The organism is Streptomyces macrolidinus (assembly GCF_023887685.1).
GTDB lineage: Bacteria > Actinomycetota > Actinomycetes > Streptomycetales > Streptomycetaceae > Streptomyces > Streptomyces macrolidinus.
Genome location: NZ_JAMWMR010000013.1, coordinates 58706 through 71347 on the forward strand (window position 1 = coordinate 58706; position 12642 = coordinate 71347).

General features: G+C 69.2%; 12 protein-coding genes. 5 read left to right on the top strand and 7 right to left on the bottom strand.

Features of this window, described 5'->3' with window-relative positions; translation table 11 throughout:
* Positions 1–46 precede the first annotated feature (46 nt).
* Positions 47–1057, top strand: coding sequence for a DUF2804 domain-containing protein (locus tag NGF19_RS16390; protein ID WP_252425660.1), 1011 nt, complete (start codon positions 47–49; stop codon positions 1055–1057).
* A 118-nt stretch (positions 1058–1175) separates the two neighbouring features.
* Complete coding sequence (locus NGF19_RS16395; protein WP_252425661.1) at positions 1176–2474, top strand: HAD family hydrolase; 1299 nt, start codon at positions 1176–1178, stop codon at positions 2472–2474.
* Positions 2475–2607: 133 nt separating this feature from the next.
* Here the strand turns inward: NGF19_RS16395 and NGF19_RS16400 are convergent, their stop codons facing one another.
* Positions 2608–3186 (bottom strand): GNAT family N-acetyltransferase, encoded by a 579-nt coding sequence (locus NGF19_RS16400; protein ID WP_252425663.1) that lies wholly within the window; start codon positions 3184–3186, stop codon positions 2608–2610.
* Positions 3187–3469: 283 nt separating this feature from the next.
* On the opposite strand from NGF19_RS16400, the gene NGF19_RS16405 reads away from it, so the two are divergent.
* The 3 genes from NGF19_RS16405 to NGF19_RS16415 all read left to right on the top strand — a co-directional run bounded on the left by NGF19_RS16405 (position 3470) and on the right by NGF19_RS16415 (position 6386).
* Positions 3470–4723 (top strand): IMP dehydrogenase, encoded by a 1254-nt coding sequence (locus NGF19_RS16405; protein ID WP_252425664.1) that lies wholly within the window; start codon positions 3470–3472, stop codon positions 4721–4723.
* Positions 4724–4921: 198 nt separating this feature from the next.
* The gene (locus tag NGF19_RS30705) at positions 4922–5557 is read left to right on the top strand and encodes a CatB-related O-acetyltransferase (RefSeq protein WP_308288494.1); all 636 of its coding nucleotides are present in this window, start codon (positions 4922–4924) and stop codon (positions 5555–5557) included.
* A gap of 88 nt (positions 5558–5645) precedes the next feature.
* On the top strand, positions 5646–6386 hold the full coding sequence (locus NGF19_RS16415) for an SDR family oxidoreductase (protein WP_252425665.1): 741 nt from the start codon (positions 5646–5648) through the stop codon (positions 6384–6386).
* A gap of 57 nt (positions 6387–6443) precedes the next feature.
* On the opposite strand, the gene NGF19_RS16420 is transcribed toward NGF19_RS16415, so the two are convergent.
* The 6 genes from NGF19_RS16420 to NGF19_RS16445 all read right to left on the bottom strand — a co-directional run bounded on the left by NGF19_RS16420 (position 6444) and on the right by NGF19_RS16445 (position 12639).
* Positions 6444–7277 (bottom strand): SDR family NAD(P)-dependent oxidoreductase, encoded by an 834-nt coding sequence (locus tag NGF19_RS16420; protein ID WP_252425666.1) that lies wholly within the window; start codon positions 7275–7277, stop codon positions 6444–6446.
* An 81-nt stretch (positions 7278–7358) separates the two neighbouring features.
* Entirely contained in the window at positions 7359–8150 is a 792-nt protein-coding gene (locus tag NGF19_RS16425) for an enoyl-CoA hydratase/isomerase family protein (protein WP_252425667.1), read from the bottom strand.
* Positions 8138–9214, bottom strand: a complete 1077-nt coding sequence (locus NGF19_RS16430) for an acyl-CoA dehydrogenase family protein (RefSeq protein ID WP_252425668.1) — start codon at positions 9212–9214, stop codon at positions 8138–8140. The genes NGF19_RS16425 and NGF19_RS16430 overlap by 13 nt, the downstream gene beginning before the upstream one ends.
* On the bottom strand, positions 9211–10347 hold the full coding sequence (locus tag NGF19_RS16435) for an acyl-CoA dehydrogenase family protein (protein ID WP_252425669.1): 1137 nt from the start codon (positions 10345–10347) through the stop codon (positions 9211–9213). The genes NGF19_RS16430 and NGF19_RS16435 overlap by 4 nt, the downstream gene beginning before the upstream one ends.
* Positions 10335–11606: a CaiB/BaiF CoA transferase family protein gene (locus NGF19_RS16440; RefSeq protein ID WP_252425670.1), complete on the bottom strand. Its 1272-nt coding sequence runs from the start codon at positions 11604–11606 to the stop codon at positions 10335–10337. The genes NGF19_RS16435 and NGF19_RS16440 overlap by 13 nt, the downstream gene beginning before the upstream one ends.
* Entirely contained in the window at positions 11599–12639 is a 1041-nt protein-coding gene (locus NGF19_RS16445) for an NAD(P)/FAD-dependent oxidoreductase (protein ID WP_252425672.1), read from the bottom strand. Before NGF19_RS16445 ends, NGF19_RS16440 begins: the two co-directional genes overlap by 8 nt.
* Positions 12640–12642 lie beyond the last annotated feature (3 nt).

The following is a 12642-nucleotide window of genomic DNA, read 5'->3' on the forward strand; positions in this document are numbered from 1 at the left end:
GGACGGTCTGTTGACCCGCGCCGACGCCCTCGGCAGACTACCCGCCATGTCCACCCCTCACCGCCTGGTCGAGGACGGCATACGCCACTGGGGTCGCCTGCCGGACCGTCCCGCCGTCGCCAACCCCCTCGACGCGTACACCGGCCTCACCCGCCGTCTGAAGAGCCTGCGCCTGAAGGAGTGGGTCGGCTTCACGCTGCTGCACCCCGACTGGTACTCCTCCCTGATCATTCAGGACGCGCACTACCTCGCCAGCTCCGAGATCTACGCCTACGACCGGGCGCGCGGCACGCTCCATCAGCACGCGGCCACCGCGTCCGGCGGCAGCCCCACGCTCCCCGCCGAACTCCTGGACAGCGCCTGCCACTTCGAGCGTGACGGCCACCGGATCGCGTACACGTTCTCCCGCGCGTCCGCGCGGCACCGGATCGAAGTCGGCATCGCCGCGACACCGAAGGCCCCGGCCATCCGCGGCTGTCTCGAACTCGACGCCGAGGCGGCCACCTCTCCGCTCTCGGTGAGTTCCCGGCTGCCGGGCGGAAGCATGTACACCCACAAGGCCGCCTTCCCCGCCTCCGGTGCGCTTCGCGTCGGGGACACCGAGATCACCTTCGACGCGACGCGCGACCTCGCGATACTCGACGAGCACCGCTCCCTGCTGCCGTACCGGACCACCTGGCTCTGGGGCACCTTTGCGACTTCGACCGGTGCGGGCCCGGTCGTCGGTGCCAACTTCGCTGCACGGCCCGAACTGCCCGGCGAGCCCGAGGAGTCCTGCCTGTGGACCCCGAGCGGATGCGAGCCCTTGAGCGACATCGTCTTCGAGCCCGCGTCCGTCGCTCCGTCGGCCGCCTGGCGCATCGCCTCCCAAGACGGCCGTATCGACGTCGTCTTCGAGCCGGAAGGCCGCAAACAGGTGAAGCACGACCTCGGCCTCTTCGCCGTCGACTACTTCCAACTCTTCGGGCACTACCGTGGCGTACTCCGCGGCGCCCAGGGCGACTTCGAGATCAAGGACGTGCACGGGGTCTGCGAGAGCATGAAGGCCCGCCTGTAGACCGGGTACGTACGACCATGCGCGCGCAGGTACGTACGACCACGCGCGGAGCGCGGTGACAGAAGCCACGGTTGCGAACCCTCAACACACCCCGGACGTTGATGTACGGTCCACTCACATGCGTAACAGACTTGTTGCCGCGTGGACTTCGGCCGCGGCTGCCACCCTCATGGCGGTCGCGACCCTGACCACTCCTGCGTCCGCCGCCACGTCCGCACCGTCCGCCCCCACCGCCTCCCGAGCCTGCCCGCAGCTCTCGACGAAGCTGCCCTGGTACGGGGAGAACCGGGCGAAACTCCAGCGCATGATCGACGAACGCGGGACCTGTAACGGCCATCACGGCCCGCGCCCCGTCGCCGCGTTCGACTGGGACAACACCGTCTCCAAGAACGACGTCACCGACGCGACCATCGCCTGGGCACTGCGCCATGACAAGATCCTCCGGCCCGCGCGCTGGAAGGACTCCAGCAAGTGGATGACCGACGAGGCCGACCGGGCGCTCACCGCTGCCTGTGGCACCGATGTCCCGGTCGGCGCCCCGCTGCCCACCTCCACCGACACCGACTGCACGGACGAGATCTTCCACATCCGTGAGTCCGGCACGACCATGAGCGGCGCCGCCGCGTTCTCCGGTGAGTGGGACCACCGGCACACCGTGCCCCAGTACGCCTGGGTACCGCAGCTCTTCGCCGGGCACACCGTCCCCGAACTGGAGTCGTACGCGGCTGCCGCCCGCAAGGAGGCCCTCGCCGCGCCGGTCGGCGCCACCCAGAAGCTGGGCACGCACACCATCCCCGGCTACGTCCGCTACTACGAGCAGCAGCGTGACCTGATCCGCACGCTCCAGCAGGCCGGGTTCGACGTCTACATCGTCTCCGCCGGCTCCGAACCGGTCACCGAGGTGTGGTCCCAGGGCGTCGGCATCGACCGCAAGCACACCATCGCCATCCGCTCCGTCCTCGACGAGCGTGGCCGCATCACCTCGTACAACGAGGGCTGCGGCGGTGTCCCGGTCAACAAGGGCGAGGCGATCCCGTACATCGACGGCAAGCGCTGCTGGATCAACCAGGAGATCTTCCACATCAAGGGGAAGTCGGCCTGGGAGAAGCAGCGTTGGGGCAAGCGGATCGCGCTCGGCGGCGGTGACGCCGACACCGACGTGACCTTCGTCGGTGACGCGACCGGCGCGCACCTCGTCCTCAATCGGAACAAGAGCGAGATCATGTGCCGCGCGTACGACAACGCGGACGGACGCTGGGTCGCCAACCCCATGTTCATCGAGCCGCTCCCGCGGAAGCAGGGCACCTACCCGTGCTCCACGGCCGCCTGGAACCGCCCCGAGGGCGGCTTCGGCCCGCTCCTGCGCGACGACGGATCCGTCGTACCCGACCAGCCGGACTCGATCCACGCAGCCTGAGCCGAAGCCGTACGGCCCTGGGGCCCCGTCCCACCGAACACCGGTAGGACGGTGCCCCACGGCCGAACCGCGCCTCCGGCCAGGCTGCGTGACACCGCCCGAACTCGCCTTCTACCAGGCGCTGTCGAGCCCCTCACGGTGAGACGGGGTCTGCTCCGCCGTTGTGATGGCACCAGGTGTACAACGTCACCTGGCGGCCCTTGGCCTCACGCGTGACAGGTTCATCGTCGGTGAGCCGGAAGCCGGTTGCGCGTGCGACAGCCATGCTCGGTGCGTTCCGCGCTTCGATGCGCAGCAGTACGCGCCGTGCCCCCAGGTGCCGATGGGCGTAGTCCGTCGCGAGCTTGACGGCCCGTGAGGCCAGGCCCTGGCGGCGGTGTCGACTGCCGACGGCGTAGGCCAACTCGATGTCGCGCACGTCGACTCGGCAGCGGAAGAGGTACACCTCACCCCGCGGCTGCTCACCGTCGGTGGTGATCGCCAACTGCGCCTTCGTACGACCTTCCGCACGCCCCTCGCGAGCCTTGGCCAGGTATTCACCCGCAGCCGTGGAGTCGAACGGAGAGGGCACCGGCGTCCACCGGTCGATCTCGGGATCGTCGTAGACCTCGACCAGCGCCGACAGGTCGGCCTCGGTCCACTCTCTCAGCAGCAACCCGTCTCCCGACAACCGAATGCTCGGCGGCAGCACGATCTCACGTTGGCTCGGCATGTGTCCGATCCTGCCCCGCCCGAGAACTGGACGCCAGAGCCGACCCCCCTCCGGCAGAGGGGGTGCGCCCCCTGGGCGGCGACGATTCGTTCGGTGCCCGAGTCGGCCGATAGGGTGCGGGGTCACGACCGCACCCGTTCGATCCACGGGCCGGTCAGGGCTCTGCCGCGGCTCGTGGCACCTCCACGGCTGCCGCGCTGATCTCTGCCTGCCCGGGCCCTGGAACACGGGGGCGATCCTCACGGCGGGGCAGTCGGCCCGGCCGACGGGTCAGGAGGAACGAGTGGCACAGATCATCGCCGAGGTCTCACGGACGTTCAACGAGTTCCTGCTCTTGCCGAACCGGACCCGGCCCGACTGCTCGGCTGCCACGGTCGACCTGCGCACGCCCCTGGTGCGGCACACCGTGGGCGAGACGTCGGCGATCGAGCTGCGGTCCCCCTTCACTTCGGCGATCATGCAGGCCGTCAGCACCCCCGCTCTCGCGATCGCGCTCGCACGCAACGGCGGTCTCAGCTTCCTGCACCATAACCAGCCGATCCAGGACCAGGTCGCGGCGGTCCGCCAGGTGAAGAACACCACCCTGTCCGAGGCCGACGCGCGACTGTGGGACGAACGGCTGGACCGCCTCCCGGTGCCGGATGCCGAGGATCACCTGGAGCATCCGGTGTTCCGTTCCGGCTCCACGGACAACAAGCGCTTCCCGAACCCACTCGTGGACGCCGCCCAACGCCTGCGCGTGGGCGCGGGCATCAACACCCACGACTACCAGGAGCGCGTCCCGGCCCTGCTGGCGGCGGGCGCGGACGCGCTGTGCTTCGACTCCTCCGACGGCTACGGCGACTGGCAGGCGCAGGCGCTGACCTGGGTGAAGAAGCACTACCCGGAGATCCCGGTCGGCGGTGGCAACGTGGTCGACGGCGAGGCGTTCACCTTCCTCGCCGAGGCGGGGGCGGACTTCGTCAAGGTCGGGGTCGGCGGCGGCTCCATCTGCATCACCCGCGATCAGAAGGGCATCGGCCGCGGCCAGGCCAGCGCCGTGCTCGACGTCGCGGCAGCCCGGGACGCCTTCCGCGAACGTACCGGCGAGTACGTGCCGATCTGCTCAGACGGCGGGCTGGTGCACGACTACCACGTGGCGCTGGCCCTGGCGATGGGCGCCGACTTCGTCATGATGGGACGCTACTTCGCCCGCTTCGACCAGGCGGCCGGCGCGAAGCTGCCCACCCGCGACGGCTTCGTCAAGGAGTACTGGGGCGAGGGCTCGAACCGGGCCCGCAACTGGCAGCGCTACGGCCAGGGAGGCCGGGAACTGGTCTTCGAGGAAGGCGTGGACGGCTACGTCCCCTACGCGGGCGACCTCGACGAAGGGCTCGCCCTGACCACCACCAAGCTGAGGACCACCATGGTCTCCTGCGGCTCCACCACCCTGCCGGAGTTCCGGTCCACGGCCCGGTTGACCCTGGTATCGGAGCAGAGCTTCCAGGAGAGCCACGCCAGCGTCACCCTGCGGGACACCCCGACACCGGTCCGCTAGTCACTTCCTGGGGTGCCGGTAGAAGGTCTCGTCGGCCGTCCGCTGCTTCCTTAGGGTGGAATGAGAGCGGGAAGGGGAAGCGTTCCTGGAATTCGGGTACCCCTATCTACTAGTGCCTGATCATCAAGGAAGCCCTGAGGTAGCGCCGCTATGTCCAACGGGTATCACTGGTCGAGACCGCAAAGCCTCCATGAGGCCGTGACCAATCCCAACATTCATGTGAGAGGGACCCGTAGCTACTACAGCCACGCATGGTCCGACGGCTTCGAGGATTCCGTGGTGCGTTACCTCCACGGTGACGCCTTCAGCCGAGCGAACAACCAGCAACCGGCCTGGCCCATCGACCAGTTGTACATCGGCAACTACGTATGCATCGGGGCCGAAGTGGTCATCCTCATGGGTGGCAACCACCTTCACCGGGCGGACTGGTTCAGTCTCTACCCCTTCCGTGACATTCGCGCCGTCGCGTATCAGGGAAAGGGCGACACCGTCATCAAGGACGGCGTCTGGATCGGTATGCGCGCCATGATCATGCCTGGTGTGACCCTTGGTGAGGGCGCCGTGATCGCCGCTCAGAGCGTGGTGACCCGTGATGTGCCGCCTTACACCATGGTGGCCGGCAGCCCGGCGCGGGAAGTCCGGAAGCGCTTCGAGCCGGAGGTCATCGACCGGCTTCTCGCGCTGGACATCTATCAGTGGACCGACGAGAAGTTCGACGCTCTGCGGTCGGCTGTCTGTGGATCGGATATCGACGCCCTCGAGGAGATGTCCCGGGCCTGGGACATCTCACACACAACAGTCGGCAGAGACACGGCAGTTGACTCTATGGCATGACGCGTGACCGTGTGCGGACCGGTATCGGACGTTCTGAGATGCGCGTCACTTCGTGAACTCACGCGCAGCATCGAGGAGGAGACAGTCCATGGACCAAAACCCTTGCTCCCGTGTCGCCCTTGTCACCGGCGGCTCCGGCGGGATCGGCCGCGCTGTCGTCAGACGACTGGCGAAGGACAAGTTCTCCCTCGGCGTTCACTATGTCGACAACAAGGACATGGCCAACCGACTGGTCGACGAAATCGTGTCATGCGGCGGCCGGGCGATCGCCGTCGGCGGTGACGTCGCCGATGAGGACGCGATGGCCGCGGCCTTCGAAGAAGTAGATCTGGCATTCGACGGCATCGACGTCCTGGTACACACCGCGGGCATCATGCGGCCCGGCCCGATCGCGACCCTGGACCTGAACGACCTCGACCGGATCCACCGCACCAACATCCGCGGCACGTTCGTCGTCGACCGACAGGCGGCCCGGCAGTTGCGCGCAGGTGGGGCGATCATCAACTTCTCCTCGTCGATGACCCGCACACAGACCCCCGCCTACGGTGCCTATGTGACGAGCAAGGCGGCTGTCGAGGCGATCACCCTGGTACTCGCCCGCGAGTTGCGCGGCAAGGACATCACCGTCAACGCGATCGCCCCCGGTCCCACCGGTACCCCGCTGCTCTTCGACGGCAAGGACGCGCGGGTCATCGAGAACCTCACGAAGGCCGCGCCGCTCGAACGTCTGGGGAGCCCCGAGGACATGGCCGAACTCGTGGCCTTCCTCGCCGGACCGGGACGCTGGGTGAACGGCCAAGTCCTGCACAGCAACGGCGGTCTCGCCTGACACCGTCTCGTCCGACGCCCCGGTGACAGTCTCGCCGTCCGAGGTGTCGGCAGCGGCTCAACGGTCCCTGATCCCCATGTGGTTGAGCAGGATCGCGTCGCGAACCCTCGTCGGCAGGTGCTGGTTGAGGAAGAAGAAGAGCGAACTCATCGTGTCCACCTGGTTGAAGAGCTTCGGCTTGTCCGCGAGGACGACGGCGGCGATCCGTGTGGCCGCCTGCTCGGGGGTCGGTGCCTTCTGGACCAGTTCGGTGTCGCGCTTGATGAAGCGCATCGCGCGCTCGTAGTAAGGGGACGTCTTCTCCGGCCGTTTGAGGGCCTTCTGTGCGAAGCCGGTCGCCACCTGGGCCGGTTCGATGAGGGCGACCCGGATGCCGTACGGCTCCACCTCGAACTTGAGCGACTGCACCATGCCCTCGACGGCGAACTTGGTCGAGGAGTAGATCGACTCGAACGGGAAGGGAATCCGCCCGACCAGTGAGGCGACCGCGACCAGCTTGCCCCGGCGGCGTTCGCGCATGCCCGGCAGGAAGGACTGGAACAGGGCCGCGGCACCGATCACGTTGATCTCGAAGGCGCGCAGGGCCGCGTCGAGATCCACCTCCTCGAACGGCCCGAAGAACGGTACGCCGACGTTGGACACGACCGTGTCGACGTACCCCCACTTCTCCAGGACCTCGTCACGGAACGCCCGAACCCCCGCGCGGTCGCGGATGTCGAGGGGCACCAGATGGTGGTCGGTGCCCTTCGCGTCGAGTTCCTCCCGCAGTGACGCGAGCCCGGCTTCGTCGACGTCGAAGCCCGCGATCGACATGCCCTGATCGGCGAGCAGCAGAGCGGTCCGGCGGCCCATGCCGTCGGCGAGCCCGCTGATCACCACACGCTGGATCATCTGGTCCTCCTGGGGGTGTGCGCTGACGGTGTGCCCTGAGGCGAGTTGCCGAACGAGTAGGCGTACAGCACCCGGTGAAGCTCAGCGTCCGTGGAACAGGGGGTCGCGGCGCTCCAAGGACGCCGTGATGCCCGTGGCGGCGTCCTCGGTGCGCCAGAGCCACTCCTGCTCGTCCAGTTCGTGTTCGAGGGTCGCTTCCAGTCGTCCGAGCAGTCCGGCGCGCATCGTGGTGCGCATCGAGCGCACCGCCAGCGGCGCGGCCCCCGCGAGTTCACGGGCGAGTTCGACGGCGACGGCCCGCTCCTCGCCGAGTTCCGCGAACCGGTCGGCCAGCCCGGCGGCGTATGCCTCCTCGCCGCTCAGGGAACGGCCCGTGTAGAGCATCAGTTCGGCACGCGTCTGTCCGACGATCCTCGGCAGGGTCAGGCTGAGCGCGAAGCCACAATGGAAGCCGAGCCGGGAGAAGTTGGCCTCGAAGCGGGACTTCGGCCCGGCGACACGGAAGTCGGCGGCGCAGGCGAGCCCGAGCCCGCCGCCCACGGCCGCGCCCTGCACCGCCGCGACCACCGGGATCTCCAACCGGAAGATACGGACGGCCTGTTCGTAGACGGCCGCGGCAGAGGCGCGAGCATCGAGAGCGCCGGTGACGCCGGCCAGCCGCGCACCGGCACAGAAGTGGCGGCCCTCCGAACACAGTACGATCGCCCGCGCGCCCTCAGCGGTCGCGCGCTCCCCGGCGTCGGCGATCGCCGCGAGGATCTCGCGATCGAAGAAGTTCACGGGCGGAGCGTGCATCTCCACGACGGCGACGTGGCCGTCGAGTTCCAGGGTCACCTTGCTCATGGACGCCTCGTTCACAGTCACTTCACGCATACGGACAGCACCCCCTCGTCCGTGGCGATCGTGGCGATGCCCCGTGCGCCGATGACCGCAGCACCGATCCGGTCGGCCAGCGCCTGCTCGGAACCCCAGTCGCCGCGCCAGGCGTTGAGCCGACGGGTGTGGTCCTGCAAGGCGTACTCGCGGGTCATGCCGATCGCACCGTGCGCCTGGTGGCCCGACTTGACGCTGACGGCGGCGTTCTGGTCGGCCAGCAGCTTGGCGGCGTACGCGGCGAAGGACGCGTCGCGTCCGGACGCGAGGGCCGCCGCCGCACGGTCGACGCTCACCTGCGTCATCACCGCCATCTGGGCGAGGAAGACCAGATGCGTCCGGATCGACTGGAACGTCCCGATCGGTCGGCCGAACTGCTCACGCTCGGCGGTGTAACGCTGCGTCAGTTCGTGCACGGCGGACATCGAACCGGCCATCTGCGCTGCCCTCAACACCGCGCCGCGCTGGGCGAGTTGCTCCGTCGTGACCGCGCTCGGCAGCACCTCGGCGGTGGCGCCGTCGAAGGTCAGTACGTCGCGGGGCTGGCCCGCCAGATCGCGACCGGCCCTGACCTCGGCGTCGGCCGGATCGAGGACCAGTACCTTCGCTTCCGCGCCCGTCCCGGCCAGGGCGACGACGCGCTCCGCCGCACCGCCCCACGCCACGTCGCTCAGGGTGCCGGTGACGGTCGTTCCCTCGACGGTCAGGGACACGGGCGGCGGCGCGACCGTCCACGGGGCACCCTCCTCGACCTGCCCGCCCGAGACCGTGACCAGCCAGAGCGCCAAGTGGTGCTCCAGCAACGGCAGCGGAACGGCGTGCCGCCCGGCGGCGGTGAGGAGGGTGACGACGTCGGCGAGCGAGCCGCCCGATCCGCCCGCGGCTTCGGCGATGCCGATCCCGGGCAGGCCGAGGCTCGCGACGGTGTCCCACAGATCGCGGAGCAATGGTGAACTCTCGGCCTCCCGTACCGAGTTGTGATCGACCTTGTCCGCGAAGAGCCGATTCACCAGCTCCTCGACGTCGTTCACGGTGTCGGCGGCGTGGTGTGCGGTGTCGCTCATCGGCCCAGCTCCTTCGCGATCAGGTTGTGCAGGATCTCGGTCGTGCCGCCGCGGATGGTCCACGACGGCTTGTGCAGGACCGCGGTGGCGAGGAGCGCCTCGAAGGGGTCCTCGGACGTCGGGTCGGGCATGCGCCCGAGATGCCGTACGACGATCTCCACGCACTCCTGCTCGAACCGGGTGGCCATGTCCTTGACCAACGCCGCCTCGGTCTTGGGGAGTTCACCGGCGTCGACCATCCGGGCGACCGCGAGTGACATGCCGTGGAAGGCCCAGCAGCGGGTGCTGATGCCCGCGAGGTCGTCCTTGAGCCGGGTGGAGTCCGTGTCGAGTTCGCGTCGGACCCACCGTTCGAGCACCGGCATCGCCGACATCCACCGGTCGACACCGCCGCGTTCGAGAACCAGCTCCTCCTGGTTCTGCATCCAGCCCCGACCGACCTCGCCGAGCCGCCGTGTGTCGGGGACGAACACGTCCTCGAAGGTCAGCAGGCAGAAGTGCTTCTCGCCGTCGATGAACGGGATCGGCGAGATCGTCAGGCCCTCGGTGGGCCGCTCGATGATGAACTGCGTCAGGCCGCCGTGCTTGTCGTCGCCGGTCCGGAACAACCCCAGGACGTAGTCGGCCAGATGGGCGCCCGAGGTCCAGATCTTGCTCCCGTTGATGACCCAACCGCCCTCCACGCGTTCCGCCTTGGACTTGATCGAGGCCAGGTCGGAGCCGGAGTACGGCTCGGACATGCCGATCGCGAAGGAGAGTTCGCCGGCGGCGATGCGCGGCAGGAACTCGCGCTTCTGCTCCTCGGTGCCGTGCAGGGCGATGCTCGGCCCGGACTGGCGGTCGGCCACCCAGTGGAACCCGACCGGCGCCCCACGGGCCAGCAGTTCCTCGACCACCACGAGCCGCTCGACCGCCGTACGGCCGCCTCCGCCGTACTCCTTGGGCAGGGCCATACCGAGCCAGCCGCGGGCGCCCAGGTCCCGTGAGAACCGCGGGTCGAACGCCCCGGCCATACCGAGCCCGACCGGGTAACTGCCCTCGGGTAACCGCTCGTTCAGCCACTCTCGTACTTCGCGCTGCAACTCCCGCTCGGGGGCGGTGAGTTCGGTCGCGGTCAATCTCAATCGGCGCATGCCGAAGTCCTCTCGTCGTCGTGGACCGAGCCGTTGCTCCACACCGAGCCGTCGGCCAGCGCCTCCACGGTGTGCTCGCCGATGGCGGGCGCGGGGCGGCGTACGTTCGCGGGCGTGCGCGAGAAGTTCGCCGTCGGGGGGAGCGTGCGGTACGTACCGGCGGTCGGGTGCTCGGCCAACGGCAGTTCGTCGACAAGGCCTTGGAGAGTCGCCATCCGCACGGCCGGGATACCGGCGCCGTGGCAGAAGTCCAGCCACTCCCGCGTCGTACGCCGCTTCACGACCTCCCGCATGATCGGGTACAGCTCGGGCGCGTGCTTGATCGCGGAGGCGAGGTCGGCGAAGCGGGGGTCCTCCAGCAGATGGGTCTCCCCGGCGTCCTTGAAGATCGCGAGGAAGTGGCTCGGGTGGTACGGCAGGATCTGGATCCAGCCGTCGGCGGTGCGCTGCGGGCGGCGCTCCGGCGTCATCACCCTCGGGTAGCCGGTGGTCGGCAAGTCGCCCTCCGGGGTCGGCGGTTCGGGGATCGCGCCCGAGCCGTGCTCGGCCAGCATGAACGCGGTCATCGCCTGCACCATCGGCACCTCGACGTGCTGCCCTTGCCCGGTACGGGACTTGTGGAAGAGGGCGGCGGTCACCGCTTGCGCGAGCGCGAGGCCGCACACCTTGTCCGCGAAGATCGTCGGCAGCAGCACCGGCTCGCCCGTGACGCGGTCCATCATGTCGCCGACCCCGACGGCCGCCTGGATGATGTCGTCGTACGCCGGGAAGTCCTCGGCCGGGGAGCCGAGCGGCCACCCCTGCGCCTGGCAGTAGACGATCTCGGGGCTGAGCGTGCGGATCGACTCGTAGTCGAGACCGAGTCGGCGCAGCGTACCGGGCAGCATGGTGGCGACCACGACATCGGCCTCGGCGATCAGACCGCGGACGACCGCCGCCTGCTCGGCGTCCTTGAGGTCGAGGGAGACCGAGCGCTTGTTGCGCAGCATGTTGAGCGCGACACCGGAGAACTGCGGCACCGGTCCCGGGCCCATGACTCGGTTGGTGTCGCCGCCCGCCGCCTCGATCATCACGACGTCGGCGCCCTGGTCGGCGAGGATCTGGGTCGCGAACGGCCCCATCACCACCCGCGACAGGTCGACGACACGTACGCCGCTCAAGGGGCCGGTCGGCCGGTCGTGCGTTGGTCGTTCGGGTGTCGGCCGGTCGTACGTCGGCTGTTCGGGTGTCCGCCGGTCATGCGTCGGCTGTTCATGCATGGACGTCCTCCAGATGACGCAGGTAACGCGTGGTCTCCAGGGCGGCGGCACACCCCGCGCCCGCCGCGGTGACGGCCTGCCGGAACCGGTCGTCGGCGACGTCACCGGCGACGAAGACCCCGGGCAGTTCGGTGGCCCCGCCGGGGCCGGTGGTGTGCAGGTGGCCGGTGGCGGTCAACGACAGGAATCTGTCGGCGAGTCGGGTCCGAGGGTCGTGCCCGATCGCGACGAACAGGCCCTGGACCGCGAGGTCTTCGGTCGCTCCGGTCGCCGTGCGCTCGACAGTGAGTCCGGCGAGTCTGCCGCCGTCGTCCCGCCGTAACGCGCGTACGACAAGGCCGGTGCGGATCTCGACATTGCGCAGTTGCCGAACGCGCTTGAGAAGTACGGGAGTTGCCCGAAACGAGTCGTGGCGGTGGAGCAGACGCACCCGCCGGGCGTGCTGGGCGAGGGCGAGCACCTCCTCCATCGCGCTGTCGCCACCGCCGACGACCGCGACGTCGCGGCCCTTGAACAGCGGTGCCTCGCATACGGCGCAGTAGGCGACGCCGAGCCCGCCGCCCAGCGCGGACTCGCCGGGCAGGCCGAGGCGGCGAGGTGCCGATCCGGTGGCCAGGACGATCGCGCGGGCACGTAAGGTGCCGTCGGCGGTGACGACCTCGTGCACGGCCTTGTCCGGGGCCGAACTGCCCACGGCGTACCGGATCTCGTCGGCGTCACTGCCGACGGCGTACCGGATCTCGTCGGCGTCGAGGGTGAGGACCGTCGCACCGGCCCGCTCGGCCTGCTCGCGCATCCGCGCCATCAGCTCGGGGCCGTCGATCCCGTCGGGGAAGCCGGGGAAGTTCTCCACGGTCCCCGTGTCCATGAGTTGCCCGCCGGGCGCCGTGCCCGCGAGCACGACGGTGTCGGCGCATGCCCGTGCCAGATAGACGGCCGCCGTCCACCCTGCCGGTCCGCCGCCGACGACGACCGCGTCGACGGTGTCCGTGGGCAGGGTCGGCCCCGCGGCGACGTTGGCCCAGATACTCATCTC

Coding starts and splice junctions, on each gene's coding strand:
- NGF19_RS16420 (WP_252425666.1), bottom strand. CDS start 7,277: ATGATCCAGCGTGTGGTGATCAGCGGGCTCGCCGACGGCATGGGCCGC.
- NGF19_RS16415 (WP_252425665.1), top strand. CDS start 5,646: ATGGACCAAAACCCTTGCTCCCGTGTCGCCCTTGTCACCGGCGGCTCC.
- NGF19_RS16395 (WP_252425661.1), top strand. CDS start 1,176: ATGCGTAACAGACTTGTTGCCGCGTGGACTTCGGCCGCGGCTGCCACC.
- NGF19_RS16430 (WP_252425668.1), bottom strand. CDS start 9,214: ATGAGCGACACCGCACACCACGCCGCCGACACCGTGAACGACGTCGAG.
- NGF19_RS16400 (WP_252425663.1), bottom strand. CDS start 3,186: ATGCCGAGCCAACGTGAGATCGTGCTGCCGCCGAGCATTCGGTTGTCG.
- NGF19_RS16435 (WP_252425669.1), bottom strand. CDS start 10,347: ATGCGCCGATTGAGATTGACCGCGACCGAACTCACCGCCCCCGAGCGG.
- NGF19_RS16440 (WP_252425670.1), bottom strand. CDS start 11,606: ATGCATGAACAGCCGACGCATGACCGGCGGACACCCGAACAGCCGACG.
- NGF19_RS16425 (WP_252425667.1), bottom strand. CDS start 8,150: ATGCGTGAAGTGACTGTGAACGAGGCGTCCATGAGCAAGGTGACCCTG.
- NGF19_RS16445 (WP_252425672.1), bottom strand. CDS start 12,639: ATGAGTATCTGGGCCAACGTCGCCGCGGGGCCGACCCTGCCCACGGAC.
- NGF19_RS16390 (WP_252425660.1), top strand. CDS start 47: ATGTCCACCCCTCACCGCCTGGTCGAGGACGGCATACGCCACTGGGGT.